Genomic DNA, 14669 nt, shown 5'->3' with positions numbered 1-14669 from the left:
CCGCTGGCGCCCCGCCGAAGCCGCCGCGCCGCGCCTTGCCGCCGCTCATGCAGCTCAGTGACGCCGCGGCTGAACGGCTGGCTTCGCTTTACGCTGGCGGCCAGGCCGGCATGCTGCTGCGCATCAGCGTCAATACCAAGGGTTGCTCGGGCATGGCCTATGAGATGAGCTGGGTGGAAGCCGCGGGCCCAACTGACGAGCGTGTGACCGATAAAGGCCAGACCGTTTTGGTGGATCGCAAGGCCAGCCTTTTCCTGATCGGTACGATCATGGACTACCGCAAGGAGAAGCTCTCGGCCGGCTTCACCTTCACCAATCCGAACGAGAAAGGCCGCTGTGGCTGCGGCGAAAGCTTCCACGTCTAGCGAATCGCCAACGCTTACGAGACACGTGAGTTCGTGTTGATACAATAGACTTTTATCGTCTCGCTACCACTTGCCGCGCGTCGCCTCTACCTGGCACTCGATTTAAATCGCTGAGGCTGCGGGCAGTGCTCCGACCTTTGAGCAGACTGTCGAAATAGCTAGCCCGCCCCCTCATCCCGCGCGCGTTTTCGCCGCGATCGCAATCTTTCGTAAATCTTTAGCCTCCTAGTCTCCGGCCATCGGGTCGCGTGGCCCCATTCCTGCTTGCGCTCCCCTTGCGATGGCACCAAGCTGAGTTGCATGCCACCTATGTCGGACATGGAGGTCCATATGCTAAAGCGACGCTTCCTCGCCTCACTGATCGCTGCCACCGCCCTTACCGCTGTCGTGGGTCTCCCGCACGGGGCCCAAGCCGCTGACAAGACGATCATTATCGGCATTAATCTGCCGATAACCGGTGGTGACGCGGCTGGGGCCAAGCGCATCATGAATGGCGCGCTCCTCGGCATTTCGATGGCGAATGATTCGAAAGCCGTCCCCGGTTACACTCTGAAGCCGATGGTTTTGAACGACGCGACGCCGACCGCCGGGCAATATGACCCTGCTCAGGCAGCCACCAACGCGCGCAAGATGGTGTCCAACGAGAAGGTTCTCGCGGCGATCGGGCCGGAGATGAGCGGCTCGGCCAAGGCCATGGTGCCGATCCTCAGCGAGGGCAACCTCACGATGATCACCCCGGCCGCCACCAATCCGGACCTGACCAACCCGCAATTCGCCGCGCAGTACATGCCGGGCGGCAAGCCGGTGTTCTTCCGGACGGTGACAACTGACGCCTTCCAGGGCCCGAACATGGCGAACTACTTCGCCGAGACGCTCAAGGTTAAGAGCATCTACGTCCTCGATGACAGCGGCGCCTATGGCGTGGGTCTCGCGGATGCCTTCCAGAAGCAGGCAGCGGCTCAGGGCATCAAGGTGCTCGGGCGTGACAGGCTTGACCCAACGGCGGCGGATTACAGCTCGATCCTGACCAAGGTGAAGTCGCTCGGTGCCGAGGCGCTGTATTTCGGTGGCGTTGCCCAGGCGGGTGTCAAGCTCGTCAAGCAGGCCTATGATATCGTGCCGAATATCCCCAAGGGGGCGGGGGATGGCATGTATAGCCCGGACGTGCTGACCGGCGCCGGCTTCCCTGCGGCGGAAGGCTGGTACATCAGCAACGCATCGCCGCATCTCACGGATGATACGAAGCTGTCGCAATGGATTGGCGATTATCAGTCCAAGTTCAACGAGTCGCCCGATGACTACGCGATCACCGCCTTCGACGGTGTTCAGGTCATCATCGCCGCGATTAATAAGGTAGTTGCGAGCGGCGGAACGCCGGACCGTGAGTCGGTTCGCGCGGCGATCGCATCCGGAACTGTCCCGACGCTGCAAGGGGCGGTTTCCTTCGACAAGAATGGCGATATCACCCAGCGCATCGTCAGTGTGTTCCGCATCACGCATGATCCGAAGTTCCCGGACGGTGATCCGCAGCACCAGTTCAAGTTCGTCGGCAACGCGCCGCAGAGCTGATCTTCTCCGCCCGGAGCCGCAATGCGCGCGCTCCGGGCGTTTTATTCTCCAGCTCTAGTCAGGTGCGGATGACCCCTTTCGACCTGCTGCTTCAGCAGCTCATTAATGGCCTCAGCCTGGGCGCGATGTACGCGCTGCTCGCTCTCGGCTTTACGATCGTCTACGGCATCCTAGAGCTGATCAACTTCTCTCACTTCAACGTCTTCATGGTCGGCTCCTTCATCGCCATGGGCGTGCTTCACCTTTTTGGAATTGAGGGCCAGTCCGTGCTACTGCATGGGCTGCCGCTCGTCGGCGTTTTGCTTGTTGTTCTTGTCGTCACGATGATTGCCTGTGGGTTTCTTGGTGTCATCATCGAACGTTTCGCCCTTCGGCCGCTACGCGGTGTGAAGGGGCCGATGGCGATGATCACCACCATTGGCGTCTCGTATATTCTCTCCAACGTCGTGCTGCTGACTCAAGGCGCGAACGAGAAGAACTATCCCAATCCGATCCCGCACTGGTCATTCTATATCGGCGGCATAAACGGCGCCCGCATCACCGTTTTCCAGATTCTCATCTGGGTCATCTCGACCCTGTTGATGGGCGGCCTTTTCTGGTTCGTGCAGCGTAGCCGGCTCGGCAAGGCGATGCGCGCCACGGCGCAGGATCCGGACGCCGCGCTGATGATGGGCGTCGAGGTCAATCGCGTCATCATGACCGCCTTCTTCATGGGTTCCGCCTTGGCGGGAGCGGCAGGCCTGATCTTCAGCCTCTATTACAATTTCACGAGCTTCGGCATCGGCTTCTCCGCCGGACTGCGTGCCTTCACCGCCGCCGTGCTCGGTGGCATCGGCAATATTCCTGGCGCCATGGTGGGCGGTATCATCATCGGCCTCATCGAATCGCTCGCGGGTCAGTACATCGCCGTCAAATGGGCGGATGTCATCATCTTCTCGATTCTCGTTCTCGTTCTCATCTGCCGTCCGGCGGGCCTGTTTGGCCGCCTTGCGCCCACCAAGTCCTGAGGAGAGGCGCGATGGAAACGACCACCACCTCCCCGGATTCCACACCTGACCCCACGATCCTGGACAACACGCCTGGTCATGAGAACGTCAATGCGCTGCACACCGTGCAGGTCGCGACGAGCCGCTGGACACGGCTGACCGCGCCCTTCGAGCGGCCGCGCGTCCAATACGCCGTCATCACCGTCGTCGCGATCCTCGCCTTGATCTTCCCGATCCTCAGCGGAGATCAGGCCAATATCGACGCGGCGGCCAATGCGACGGCTTACGCGACACTGGCGCTCGGCCTGAACATCGTGGTGGGTTTCGCCGGCCTGCTCGATCTCGGCTACGCGGCCTTCTTCGCGATCGGCGCTTATTCCTTCGGCATCCTGACGTCCTGGCAAATCACCCCCGACTGGGGTGTCTTCTGGCAACCCTTCGCCTATCTCGGCCTGGTCCAGAAGGTCGTGCAAAACGGCCATGCCATCGTGCATTTCACCGTCTCCTTCTGGATCATGCTGCCGGTATCCGCCTTCATCGCGGCCTTCTTCGGCGTGCTCTTTGGTGCGCCGACCTTGCGCCTGCGCGGCGATTACCTGGCGATCGTGACACTCGGCTTCGGCGAGATCGTGCCCATCGTGGCGCGCAACTGGACCGGACTCACCAATGGCGCCGCAGGTTTGAACGGCATCGCCGGTGCGCAAATCGGCAGCTATCACTTCGGCATCAACGCCACGCCCTATTACTACGTCGGCCTCGGCCTCATCGCCTTCCTGATCTTCGTCAGCACCCGTCTGCGAGACGGCCGCATCGGCCGCGCCTGGATGGCAATCCGCGATGACGAAATCGCCGCCAGCGCGATGGGCATTCATCTCGTCCGCTTCAAGCTGCTGGCCTTCGGTATCGGCGCCGGCTTCGCCGGAATGTCCGGAACCTTCTATGTCGCAAAGCTACAGACCGCGACACCCGACATGTTCGGTTTCCCCGTCTCCGTCATGATCTTGGTCATGGTGGTGCTCGGCGGTCTCGGCAGCATCTGGGGCGTGGTGCTCGGCGCCATTCTGTTGCAACTGCTGCAGACTTGGTTCCTCGGCTCGCTGACACAGTGGATCGACGCGCTCGGCACCGCCATCGGCTCCGACTACATAAGCTCCCTCGATCTCACCCAGGCGAGTGAACTTATCTTCGGCATTATCCTTGTCGCGATGATGCTCTACCGGCGAGAAGGTCTCATTCCGGCCGCGCGCCGTCAGCGGGCGCTGACCACGGAGCAGCAGCATGCCTCGGTGCAGCGCCGTGCGGCGAGCGATGTTCGCCTGTCGCAGATCAGTGGCGAGCGCTACGCCCACGCGCCGGGTGCGGTGCCGATGCTCGAGATCAATGACGTGACGGTTCGGTTCGGCGGGTTGGTGGCGTTGAACAAGATCAACATCACAGTGCCTGCCGGCAGCGTCGTCGCCGTCATCGGGCCGAACGGTTCCGGGAAATCGACGCTCTTCAACACTATCACCGGCCTCACACGCGCCGCCGAAGGCAGCATCCTCTTCAACGGGGCGGAGATCCTGGGTCTTCAGCCACATGAGATCCTCAAGGCGGGCGTGGCGCGCACCTTTCAGAACCTGCGGCTGTTCCCGACCATGACGGTGCTCGACAATATCCTGGTTGGTCAGCATGCGCGTCTGCGCAGCGGCCCGATCGGCACCGTCTTCTGGGGCCCCAGCAATCTGAAAGAGGAGAAGGTCGCGCGGAGCTGGGTGTTAGAGATCGCCGAAATTTTCGGCAACCGTCTCGTGCCGCGTCTCAATCACACGGTGGAAGGGCTGTCCTACGCGAACCGCCGCCGCGTCGAGATTTCTCGCGCGCTGGCCTCGCGTCCGCGCATTCTGCTGCTCGATGAGCCGACGGCCGGCATGGACACGTCGGAATCGCTTGAGCTCGCGGAGCAGATCAAGGGGCTGAACGCGCTCGGCCTGACCATCCTTATCATCGAGCATAAGCTCGATGTGGTGACGCGCATCGCGTCGAAGGTAATCGTGCTGGACCATGGCGAGAAGCTGACCGAGGGCCTACCCGACGAGGTGCGTCGCAATGAAGCGGTGCTAACCGCCTATCTGGGCAGAGGGGCCGCCGCCCGTGCTTGAGTTTCGTATGGTCAATACGCATTACGGGGACCTTCACGTTCTGAAGAACGTGAACTACCGGCTCGATCAGGGGGAAATCGTCTGCCTGCTCGGCGGCAATGCCTCGGGCAAGACCACCACGATGAAGACGATCATGGGGATCGTCCGCCCAACTTCCGGCAGCGTCATCTATGAGGGCGAGGCCATCGAGGGTCTCGCCACTGTGGAGCGCGTGAAGCGCGGCATCGCGCCGGTGCTGGAAGCGCGGCGGCTGTTTCCCCGCATGACGGTTTTCGAGAATCTCGAGATGGGCGCCTATACGCGCAAAAAGGGCGCCGAATTCGACCAGGATCTCGACCGGGTCTATTCGCTGTTTCCGCGTGTGAAGGAACGGCGCGATCAGGTCTCCGGCACGCTGTCGGGTGGCGAACAGCAGATGGTCGCGATCGGCCGCGCGCTGATGGCCCGGCCGCGGCTGATCTGCATGGACGAGCCGTCGATGGGTCTCTCGCCACTCTATGTCGAGCAGACCTTTGACATTATCCAGGAGATCAATCGCCAAGGCGTCTCGATCTTCATGGTGGAGCAGAACGCCGCCATGGCACTGCTCATCGCCAACCGCGCCTATGTCTTGCAGACCGGGCAGGTTATCCTCTCGGGCTCCGCGGCCGAATTGCGGGAGAATGAGACGGTGCGCGAGGCCTATCTTGGCGAAATGCAGGGCGGTCACTGAGGCAAGGCGAGGGCTCCGCCCTCGACCCGCTGCGGCCGGCGGCCCCAGGCCGCGGTTCGTTTGAGATGACCATCCTTTATGTTGATGGCGATGCCTGCCCGGTGCGCGATGAGGTTTATCGCGTGGCGGATCGGCTTGGGCTGGCGGTGTTTGTGGTGGCGAACGGGTCGCGGCCGATCCGGCCGACCGGGCGGCCCAACGTGCAGATGATCACCGTCGATGCGGGGCCGGACGCGGCGGATGATTGGATCGCCGATCGCGTCGAGGCGCCCGATGTCTGCATCACCGCCGACATCCCGCTCGCGGCCCGCTGTCTGGCTCGGGGCGCACGAGCGCTTTCGCCGAAGGGGCATGTCTGGACCTCGGACAATATCGGCAGTGCCCTCGCTGGACGCGCGGTTGCCGAGCATCTGCGCGCCACAGGCTTGCCCACCGGCGGCCCATCGACGCTGACAAAGCAGGACCGCTCACGCTTTCTCGCCGCGCTGGACAGTGTCATCCAGGCCGCGCGCCGCCCGGCGCCGCCGTCGCTCAGGGTCCCACCTGGCGGGTTTTAGTTGTTACGCCCGCAGCCGGCGAGCAGGTCCAGCGCGTTCCGGGTTGCTTCGCCCAGCGCCGTATTGTCGAAGATGCACCAGCTTTCCGCCGCCTCCGCGTCGCGCATCGACGCCGCGTAGCAGTCGAGTTCCGTCGCGGCATAGCTTGAATAGTAGATCTTCGGTGCGCCATGCAGGCGGCGATAGACGAGATCCGGCCAGCCACCTGGCTCGGCCGCGCGCGCAACTGGCGCTGGGTCGGCGGCGACTCGAGCGACCCGGAAAGCCGCCAGCATTGCTTCGACCCGATCCTCGAACCAGCTCGCATGGCGCGGTTCGCAGACGAGCGCGCCATCGAAGCACTCGCGCATCCGAGTGAAGAAACGCTCGGCCACTGCCTGCTCGCATTCCAGGCTGGGCGGCAGCTGGATCAGCATAGGGCCAAGCCTGTCACCAAGCGCACACACCTCGGTCAGGAATTGGTCAAGCGGTTCCGCCACATCCTCCAGCTTGCGCTCATGCGTGATCGAACGTGGCAGCTTGACCGAGAAGCGAAAATCTTCCGGCACGCTTGCCGCCCAGCGGGCATAGGTCGTGGGGCGATGCGGGCGATAGAACGACGAGTTGATTTCGACCGCCGAAAAGCGCGCGGCGTAGCGCGTAAGGTGGCTGCCGGCCGCTGGAAACGCATCCGCGACCGCCTTCGGAATGCTCCAACCCGCGGTGCCGATTCGCGGAACCCCCGTCGCGTCAGACAACCAAGGACAGGCCGAGCGCCAGAATCAGTCCTGTCACCGAGATGATCGTCTCCAGCACCGACCAGCTCTTCAGCGTCTGAGCCACGCTCATATTGAGATACTCCTTCACCAGCCAGAAGCCGCCGTCATTGACGTGGCTGTAGATCAGCGAGCCCGCACCAGTCACCAACACGAGCAACGGCGCCGAGACGCCGGGCGAATGCAGCGCGATGGGCGCGACGATACCGGCGGCGGTGGTCATCGCGACGGTCGAGGAACCCACCGCCAGACGCACCAGTGCTGCGAGCAGCCAGGCGAGAACGAGCAGCGGCACATGCGCCCCGGTCGCGACGGTCACGATTGCCTGCGACACGCCGCTATCGATCAGCACACGGCCGAAACCGCCTCCCGCACCGATCAGCAAGGTGATCATCGCGGTCGGTGCCAAGCATTCATTGGTGTATTTGAGAATCGTGTCACGCGAGATGCCCCGTGCGATGCCGAGCGTATAGAAGCTCAGGATCGTCGCCAGCAGCAGCGCGATATCGGTATTGCCCAGAAAATTTAGAATCTCGTAAGCCGCTGAGCCCTTGGTGGTGAGGAGGCCGACCCAGCTTCCCAACAGCATGAGGAAGACCGGCAGCAGGATGGTGGCCATGGTGATGCCGAAGCCGGGGAGGACACGTTGTTGCTCCGCGCTGACGAATTGCGCCTCCATCGGATTCTCGTCCGGCAGGCGCATGCGCGGCGCGAGGTAGGAGGCGAAAATCGGCCCGGCGAGGATGGCGGCGGGAACGCCTACAATCAACGCGTAGAGAATTGTCGGCCCGATCGGCGCATTGAAGGCTAGGACCGCGAGCATCGCCGCCGGGTGCGGCGGCATCAGTCCATGGACCACCGAAAGCCCCGCCACCAGAGGCAAAGCGACGAGAATTAGCGGCGTGCCCGTCCGCTTTGCCACGTTGAACGCGACCGGGATGAGCAGGACGAAACCGACCTCGAAGAAGACCGGCAGGCCGATGATCAGGCCGATGAGCATCATCGCCCAGTGGATGCGCTTCGGGCCGAACCAGTGGATCAGCGTCTCGGCGACCCGCTCGGCGCCACCCGATTCGGCCAGCATCTTTCCCAGCATGGTGCCGAGCGCGATGATGATCGCGATATGGCCGAGCGCATGGCCGACGCCATTCTCGAAAGAGGTCACGACTTTCGCCGCGGGCATGCCAGCGGCCAACGCGAGCGCTAGCGAGACGACGAAGATCACGATGAACGCATTAATGCGGAAACGCGCGATGAGGACGATCAGCGCGAGAACCGCGACGACGGCAAGACCGACCGAGACGAGGGGGGCCATCAGCGGTCGCCTTCTGGGGGTACGCTTGCTCGGCGCGCCGTGACTTCGATCTCGATTTTCATGCGCGGATCGAGGAGGCCCGCTGCCAGCATGGTCGCTGCTGGCCGGACCTCGCCGAGATAGCGTTGCAGCACCGGCCAGCACGGCTCGAAATCGGCGGCATCGGGCAGGATGTAGCGCACGCGAACGATATCATTGAAGGAAGTGCCGGCCTCGGTCAGCGCTTGGCCGATATTGCGCATCGCCTGTTCGGCCTGTTCGCGCACATCGGGCGAAATCGTCATGGTCGCGTAATCGAAACCGGTCGTGCCGCTCACAAAGACCCATGCGCCGTCGACCACGGCGCGGGAATAGCCGATGGTCGCCTCGAAGGGCGATCCCGAGGTGATCAAGCGTCGCATGCTTTTCGATTCCCGCCCCAGTCAGGGGTGAAGCCTATGACCAAGCGGGCACATGATCCAGCCGGGACCCCCGGCGGTTGTCGATTTCGGCCAGGATGAAAGACATACCCATGAGCTACGACACGGTGAGTGGCGGCAAGGGCGGTGTGCCGGCCTGGAAGGGTGCGGGCATCGTTTACGACCGTGCCTGGATGATCCTGGAGCACCTAAGGAAGAACGGCTACGGCGCCGGGCGCCATCCCATCTACAAGGAGATGAAGCGCGTGGAAGAGGATATGGCGGCGATGATCACCGCGCTTGAGCAGGGTCACGAGATAACGGTGCGGAATGCGGTCCAGCGCAACATCCGCTTTCTAACCGCACAGCAATTGGCGGCTACAAGCCGTTGATGGTGTTGGGCTAAGGGGGCTTGCTTGCCGGTTGCCCTCCCAGCAACGGAGGGGCTTGGGGTGGGTTCTTTGGGTCGAAACCTACCGTCGCGATGCCGAACCCACCCCCAACCCCTCGCTTGCAGGGCGGGGAGATTCTCCTCATCTCAGCTCGATGAATCCGGCGAACCCCGCATCCGCTTGACGTTGCCTCGGCGGGTCTTGGTGTCCAGCCTTCGCGTCTTGCTGCCGAGTGTCGGCCGCGTCGGACGGCGGCGGCGCGGTACCTCAGCAGCCTCGCGGAGAAGCGCCACCAACCGCTCAGTGGCGTCTTCCCGGTTGCGAATCTGGCTGCGGTAGCTCTGCGCGAAGATCACGACAACACCGTCCTGCGTCATGCGCTGGCCGGCAAGGGTCGCCAGCCGTGGTGCCATTGCGGCAGGCATTTCCGGCCAGCGCCGGGTGTCGAACCGCAGCTCTACCGCGGTTGACACTTTGTTGACGTTCTGGCCGCCCGGGCCCGAGGCGCGGACGAAACGAAACTCGATGGTTTCGTCATCCAAAGTGAGGCCGGGCCTGATCTCCAACAGCGTCATGGCGATCAGGCACCTGTCAGCCTCTTGGCGCGTTAGCCCGCGACAGCGCGGAGCGCCGGGCGCGGGCGGCGCTCGACCATCTCCTCATAGACCGAGAGGTAGTTCTCGGCCATGCGGCGAGATGTGAAGCGCTGCTCGAAGCGGGCGCGCACGCCGTCTCGGCTGATTTCGCCGAGGCGACGCACAGCACGCACCGCGTCTGCCTCATCGCGCGCGACGAAGCCCGTTACGCCCTCGTCGATAACCTCGGGCACGGAACCGCGCTCGTAGGTAATGACAGGGGTGCCGCAGGCCATGGCCTCGATCATCACCAGGCCGAAGGGCTCGGGCCAGTCGATGGGGAAGAGCAGGGCATGGGCGCCGGCAAGGAATTCGGGCTTTTGCCGCTCGTTGATCTCGCCGATGAACTCGACATGCGGCTGCTTCAGGAGCGGCTTGATCACGGCCTGGAAATACTCCTCGTCGGCTGCATCGACCTTGGCGGCGATCTTGAGCGGCATCCCAGCGCGGCCGGCGATGCGGATCGCCTTGTCCACACCCTTCTCCGGCGAAACGCGGCCGAGCACGGCGAGATAGCTCGGCTCGACCGAGCGCGGCGTCAGCAGATTGAGCGGCAGTCCGTGATGGACTGTCCGCAGCCAGTTCAGGTTCGGCACCGGCGCGCGCTGGCTGTCGGAGATGGAGATCAGCGGCACCTTCGGAAAAGCGCCGTAGATGTCTATGAATTCCTGTAGGTCGAGGCGGCCGTGGATGGTCGTCACGAAAGGCGTTGCCTGGCGAGAGAACAGCGAGAAGGGCAGGTAGTCGTTGTGGAAATGGATGACGTCGAACTCATCCACGCGGTCGCGGATCGCCTCCATCATCAACAAATGGGGAGCGATACGATCACGGATCGAGGGATCGAGGCGCAGGGCCTCGGCACACATCGGCTCGAGACGTGCGCGGGTGATAGAGTCACCGCTGGCGAACAATGTTACGTCATGGCCCATCGCCACCAGTTCTTCCGTAAGGAAGGAGACGACACGCTCGGTGCCGCCATAGAGGCGAGGGGGAACAGCCTCATACAGAGGCGAAACCTGGGCGATACGCATGGGCGGGATACTCTCCTGTGCGGTCCGATGCTGAGCGTTCCGGCGAATGCCAGACTCTCCAGTGGGATAGCCGGAAGTCTTAATGGTTGGTCTCAGCCCGATAACGGCAGGTATAAAAATCTTCCGTGAATGTGGCGAAATCTCGGCGCTAAAGCTTTGAAAACTTGGCAATTCCGTAAAATGCGCCCTATTTCCGCTACGATCTTCTCTTAGGTTTCGTTCAAGCAGGCGGCGGGGCCATGGCTTTGGCCAGGCAATCAGCCGCAGCGATATCGAAGTCTATTGGAGTGTTGGCATGCGCGGTTTCAATCGTGCTCGCGAAGCTGGGACGACGGAGCGGACAGTGACGGCGGAGCATGCGCCCTCGCTACTCGGCCTGCGTTCCAAGCCGATCCACTTTCTCCTTCATTTTGCCGGGCGGCATAAGCTTGCCCATATCGGCGTGCTCGGGTCGGTACTGATCGCGGTGCTGTGTTCGGTGCTGACGCAGTACGGCCTGAAGAACGTGATCGACGCGGTCGCGCACGGCCATTCGGCGGCGGCCGTGACGGGCGTTTGGATCGCGTTCGGCGTGCTCGCGGTGCTGATCTGCGCCGATAACCTGATGTGGCGCGTGGGCGGCTGGATCGCGGCCGGGCTGTTTGTTCGGGTCACCGGCGACGTCCGCCGCGACCTCTTCGCGCATCTCGCCGGTCATTCGCCGAGCTACTTCGCTGACCGCCTGCCCGGCACGCTCGCCGGCCGGGTTACGGCGACCGCGAACGCCGTGTTCACGACTGAGAATACGATTGCCTGGAATGTTCTGCCGCCCGTCGTCGCGGTGATTTTCTCGATCGCCCTCGTGACCTCGGTCAATCCGCTTATGGCGATCGTCATGCTCGCGATCAGCGTGGGTCTTGCCGCGGTGATCTTCATGCTGGCCCGCAAGGGCGGTCCGCTTCACCGCACCTATGCGACCTCTGCCGCGCGGGTGGATGGCGAACTCGTCGATATCATCAGCAATATCGGCGTGGTGCGGGCCTTCGGTGCGACGCTGCGCGAATCTCGCCGGATGAGCGAGACCATCGCGACGGAGATGAAGTCGCGCCATGGAAGCCTGATCTACCTTGAGAAGCTGCGTCTCCTGCATGCCGTCGTCACGGCGGGTTTCTCCGCCGGTGTCATGGCCTGGGCGATCCTGCTTTGGCAGGGTGGTCACGCGACCTCGGGCGATATCGTGCTGGTTGGTTCGCTATGCTTCACCATCCTGCACGGCACACGGGATCTTGCCGTCGCGCTGGTCGATCTGACCCAGCATGTCGCGCGGCTTGAGGAAGCGACCGAGACGCTGCTCGTTCCCCATGCTCTGCCGGACATCGCCCAGGCGCGTCCGCTGCTGCTGACCGCCGGTGCCGTGACTTTTGAGGAACTTGGTTTCGGCTATCCCGGCCGTCCGGACATCCTGAAGGGCGTTGACATCAAGATCGCCGCCGGCGAGCGCGTCGGCCTGGTCGGTGCCTCGGGCGCCGGCAAGTCCACCATGCTCAGCCTGCTGCAGCGCTTCTACGATCCGAATGAAGGCCGCATCCTCATCGATGGCCAGGACATCAGCCGCGTGACGCAGGAAAGCCTCCGCCAGGGTATCGCGGTGGTGCCGCAGGACATTTCGCTTTTCCATCGCTCAGTGCTGGAGAATATCCGCTACGCCCGGCCGACCGCGACAGAGGCCGAGGTTCTGGCGGCCGCCGAGATGGCGCATTGCCGCGAGTTCATCGAGGCGTTGCCGGAGGGCTTCGATACCGTCGTGGGCGATCGTGGCACCAAGCTTTCAGGCGGCCAGCGCCAGCGCCTCGCGATTGCACGCGCCCTGCTGAAGAACGCGCCGGTTCTGCTGCTCGATGAGGCGACCTCCGCCCTCGATACCGGCTCGGAACAGGCGATCCAGGCGGCGCTTGATACGCTGATGGAAGGCCGCACGGTGATCGCCATCGCGCATCGTCTCTCGACGCTACAGAGCTTCGACCGGATCATCGTGATGGATCAGGGTCGCGTTATCGACGACGGGTCGCCGCGTGACCTCTCTCTTCGCCCCGGTCCGTATCGCGATCTTTTGTCCAAGCAAAACGTCGTCCACCTCCCCAAGGCGGCTTAGGCCTCCCATATGCTTCGCACGCGGCTCAGCTCATTCGCAGGGACATAGGGAAGCGCTCCCATGGAAGAGACGGTCTTCGGTCGGGCTTACTCGGATCTGCTGGAGCAGGCGCCCCGCCGCTCCTGGCAGGCCCAGGCAGGCAGGCTGGTCGTGGTCTCCAACCGCATCGCCCCGATCGAGGAGGGGCAACCGACCGCTGGGGGGCTCGCCGCCGGTGTGCTGGATGCGCTCAACGAGAAAGGCGGGCTGTGGTTTGGCTGGAGCGGGGAGATCGCCGCCGGAGCCTCTACCGCTCAGCCGGAGAAGGCGAAGGGGCGGATCCTCCTCCGTACGATCGATCTCAGCGCCGCGGATTACGAGGAATATTATCGCGGCTTCGCCAATGGCGCGCTGTGGCCCGTGTTGCACTACCGCACGGCGCTCGCTCGTTTCTCTCGCGATGAATACGCCGGCTATTGCCGCGTCAACGCGCTGTTTGCCAAGACACTGCTGGATAGCATCGCGCCCGATGACGTGATTTGGGCGCATGACTACCACCTGCTGGGCCTCGCGGCAGCGATGCGGGAAGGCGGAGCGACCAATCGCATCGGCATCTTTCTGCACACGCCTTTCCCCGCGGCCTCGGTTTTCATGACCTTGCCGCCGCACGCCGAATTGGCGCGCGCGCTTTGCCAATTCGATTTGGTCGGCTTCCAGACCGAGACCGACCGCCGCGCCTTTGAGGACTATATCCTCCGCGAGGCGGACGGGCATTTGCTGCCCGGCCGCGCCATCATGGCTTTCGGTCGCGTACTGCGCACCGGTGTCTATCCGATCGGCGTCCAGGTCGATGAGATCCGCCGCCAGGCGGAGGCGCCGGCGAACTGCCCGCAGATGAACCGGCTGCGCAACTCTATTGGCGAAAGCCGCCTCATCATCAGCGTTGATCGGCTCGACTATTCCAAAGGCTTGAGCCAGCGCTTCCTGGCCTATGAGCGGTTTCTCGAGCGACAGGACACGTCGCGGGGGGATGTGACCTTCCTCCAGATCGCACCGCCGTCGCGGGCCGATGTCGATACCTATCGCGAGATCCGGCTGGAGCTGGAGCGAGAGGCCGGGCGCATCAACGGCCGCTTCGCCGAGGTGGATTGGACGCCGCTGCGTTACCTCAATAAGGGCTTCGCGCGGCACCAGCTTATGCCGATGTATGCGCTCGCCGATGTCGGGTTGGTGACGCCGATGCGGGACGGGATGAACCTCGTCGCCAAGGAATATGTCGCGGCGCAGGATCCGGCTGATCCCGGTGTTCTCGTGCTGTCGCAATTCGCCGGCGCCGCCGCCGAGCTGACGGCGGCGCTGCTGGTCAATCCGCACGATGCCGATGATATCGCAGATGCGATCGAGAAGGCGCTGGCGATGCCGTTGCGTGAGCGGCGGGAGCGGCACGCGCAGATGATGTCGGTCCTACGACGCAACAGCCTGTCGGCGTGGCGCGACCGCTTCCTGGGCGATCTTTCGCGCCGCGCCTGATGGGGCGGCCAGAGCAACGATTGCCGTCCTTCGTGACCGGCCAGCCTCGGGCGTTTCTGAGCACGCAGGCGGCAACAAAGCGCCACAAAGTGCTACCTAACAAGCTATAAAGCTGCCTCAATCCCCCGCCATCTTCGTCCTTGGTAGGCGGTCCCATCGGCCGTTAACTTCCT

The 14669-nt window shown here is 63.3% G+C and carries 14 protein-coding genes; 9 read left to right on the top strand and 5 right to left on the bottom strand.

All coding sequences use genetic code 11. The annotated features are described in order from the left end of the window. Positions 1-47: 47 nt before the first annotated feature. The 6 genes from GSQ83_RS07410 to GSQ83_RS07385 all read left to right on the top strand — a co-directional run bounded on the left by GSQ83_RS07410 (position 48) and on the right by GSQ83_RS07385 (position 6330). Positions 48-365 carry an iron-sulfur cluster assembly accessory protein gene (locus GSQ83_RS07410; protein WP_158802413.1) on the top strand — a complete coding sequence of 106 codons (318 nt, stop codon included), beginning with the start codon at positions 48-50 and terminating at the stop codon, positions 363-365. Positions 366-695: 330 nt separating this feature from the next. Beyond that, positions 696-1934: a branched-chain amino acid ABC transporter substrate-binding protein gene (locus GSQ83_RS07405; protein WP_158802234.1), complete on the top strand. Its 1239-nt coding sequence runs from the start codon at positions 696-698 to the stop codon at positions 1932-1934. Between the two features lie 68 nt (positions 1935-2002). After that, a complete protein-coding gene (locus tag GSQ83_RS07400) occupies positions 2003-2941 on the top strand; it encodes a branched-chain amino acid ABC transporter permease (protein WP_158802233.1) in 939 nt (312 codons plus the stop codon). Between the two features lie 11 nt (positions 2942-2952). Next, the gene (locus GSQ83_RS07395) at positions 2953-5061 is read left to right on the top strand and encodes an ABC transporter permease subunit (protein ID WP_158802232.1); all 2109 of its coding nucleotides are present in this window, start codon (positions 2953-2955) and stop codon (positions 5059-5061) included. Positions 5062-5068: 7 nt separating this feature from the next. After that, a complete protein-coding gene (locus tag GSQ83_RS07390) occupies positions 5069-5773 on the top strand; it encodes an ABC transporter ATP-binding protein (RefSeq protein ID WP_158802412.1) in 705 nt (234 codons plus the stop codon). A gap of 65 nt (positions 5774-5838) precedes the next feature. Continuing rightward, complete coding sequence (locus GSQ83_RS07385) at positions 5839-6330, top strand: YaiI/YqxD family protein (protein WP_158802231.1); 492 nt, start codon at positions 5839-5841, stop codon at positions 6328-6330. Here the strand turns inward: GSQ83_RS07385 and GSQ83_RS07380 are convergent. The 3 genes from GSQ83_RS07380 to GSQ83_RS07370 are packed head-to-tail and all read right to left on the bottom strand — an operon-like array spanning position 6327 to position 8801. Continuing rightward, on the bottom strand, positions 6327-7067 hold the full coding sequence (locus tag GSQ83_RS07380; protein ID WP_158802230.1) for a DUF72 domain-containing protein: 741 nt from the start codon (positions 7065-7067) through the stop codon (positions 6327-6329). The genes GSQ83_RS07385 and GSQ83_RS07380 overlap by 4 nt on opposite strands. Further along, a complete protein-coding gene (locus GSQ83_RS07375; protein ID WP_158802229.1) occupies positions 7060-8400 on the bottom strand; it encodes a gluconate:H+ symporter in 1341 nt (446 codons plus the stop codon). The genes GSQ83_RS07380 and GSQ83_RS07375 overlap by 8 nt, the downstream gene beginning before the upstream one ends. Beyond that, a complete protein-coding gene (locus tag GSQ83_RS07370; RefSeq protein WP_158802228.1) occupies positions 8400-8801 on the bottom strand; it encodes a RidA family protein in 402 nt (133 codons plus the stop codon). The genes GSQ83_RS07375 and GSQ83_RS07370 overlap by 1 nt, the downstream gene beginning before the upstream one ends. A gap of 110 nt (positions 8802-8911) precedes the next feature. Between GSQ83_RS07370 and GSQ83_RS07365 the strand changes: the two genes are divergently transcribed. Continuing rightward, positions 8912-9190, top strand: a complete 279-nt coding sequence (locus tag GSQ83_RS07365; RefSeq protein ID WP_158802227.1) for a hypothetical protein — start codon at positions 8912-8914, stop codon at positions 9188-9190. A gap of 146 nt (positions 9191-9336) precedes the next feature. Here the strand turns inward: GSQ83_RS07365 and arfB are convergent, their stop codons facing one another. Then, positions 9337-9765 carry an alternative ribosome rescue aminoacyl-tRNA hydrolase ArfB gene (gene arfB / locus GSQ83_RS07360; RefSeq protein WP_174246636.1) on the bottom strand — a complete coding sequence of 143 codons (429 nt, stop codon included), beginning with the start codon at positions 9763-9765 and terminating at the stop codon, positions 9337-9339. 32 nt (positions 9766-9797) lie between these two features. After that, entirely contained in the window at positions 9798-10856 is a 1059-nt protein-coding gene (locus GSQ83_RS07355) for a glycosyltransferase family 4 protein (RefSeq protein ID WP_158802226.1), read from the bottom strand. 295 nt (positions 10857-11151) lie between these two features. Between GSQ83_RS07355 and GSQ83_RS07350 the strand changes: the two genes are divergently transcribed. Then, on the top strand, positions 11152-12987 hold the full coding sequence (locus tag GSQ83_RS07350; RefSeq protein ID WP_158802225.1) for an ABC transporter ATP-binding protein: 1836 nt from the start codon (positions 11152-11154) through the stop codon (positions 12985-12987). 60 nt (positions 12988-13047) lie between these two features. Beyond that, positions 13048-14496, top strand: a complete 1449-nt coding sequence (locus tag GSQ83_RS07345; protein ID WP_158802224.1) for a trehalose-6-phosphate synthase — start codon at positions 13048-13050, stop codon at positions 14494-14496. The last annotated feature ends 173 nt before the right edge of the window (positions 14497-14669 follow it).

The organism is Acidisoma sp. L85 (assembly GCF_009765865.1).
Taxonomy (GTDB): Bacteria; Pseudomonadota; Alphaproteobacteria; order Acetobacterales; family Acetobacteraceae; genus Acidisoma.
The sequence above is the reverse complement of the archived record's forward strand: the minus strand, read 5'-3'. Positions and strand labels throughout refer to the sequence as shown.

Bases quoted from the DNA above. Each gene is read 5' to 3' on its own strand.
- GSQ83_RS07410 (WP_158802413.1), top strand. From the start codon at position 48: ATGCAGCTCAGTGACGCCGCGGCTGAACGGCTGGCTTCGCTTTACGCT.
- GSQ83_RS07405 (WP_158802234.1), top strand. From the start codon at position 696: ATGCTAAAGCGACGCTTCCTCGCCTCACTGATCGCTGCCACCGCCCTT.
- GSQ83_RS07400 (WP_158802233.1), top strand. From the start codon at position 2,003: ATGACCCCTTTCGACCTGCTGCTTCAGCAGCTCATTAATGGCCTCAGC.
- GSQ83_RS07395 (WP_158802232.1), top strand. From the start codon at position 2,953: ATGGAAACGACCACCACCTCCCCGGATTCCACACCTGACCCCACGATC.
- GSQ83_RS07390 (WP_158802412.1), top strand. From the start codon at position 5,069: ATGGTCAATACGCATTACGGGGACCTTCACGTTCTGAAGAACGTGAAC.
- GSQ83_RS07385 (WP_158802231.1), top strand. From the start codon at position 5,839: ATGACCATCCTTTATGTTGATGGCGATGCCTGCCCGGTGCGCGATGAG.
- GSQ83_RS07375 (WP_158802229.1), bottom strand. From the start codon at position 8,400: ATGGCCCCCCTCGTCTCGGTCGGTCTTGCCGTCGTCGCGGTTCTCGCG.
- GSQ83_RS07370 (WP_158802228.1), bottom strand. From the start codon at position 8,801: ATGCGACGCTTGATCACCTCGGGATCGCCCTTCGAGGCGACCATCGGC.
- GSQ83_RS07365 (WP_158802227.1), top strand. From the start codon at position 8,912: ATGAGCTACGACACGGTGAGTGGCGGCAAGGGCGGTGTGCCGGCCTGG.
- arfB (WP_174246636.1), bottom strand. From the start codon at position 9,765: ATGACGCTGTTGGAGATCAGGCCCGGCCTCACTTTGGATGACGAAACC.
- GSQ83_RS07355 (WP_158802226.1), bottom strand. From the start codon at position 10,856: ATGCGTATCGCCCAGGTTTCGCCTCTGTATGAGGCTGTTCCCCCTCGC.
- GSQ83_RS07350 (WP_158802225.1), top strand. From the start codon at position 11,152: ATGCGCGGTTTCAATCGTGCTCGCGAAGCTGGGACGACGGAGCGGACA.
- GSQ83_RS07345 (WP_158802224.1), top strand. From the start codon at position 13,048: ATGGAAGAGACGGTCTTCGGTCGGGCTTACTCGGATCTGCTGGAGCAG.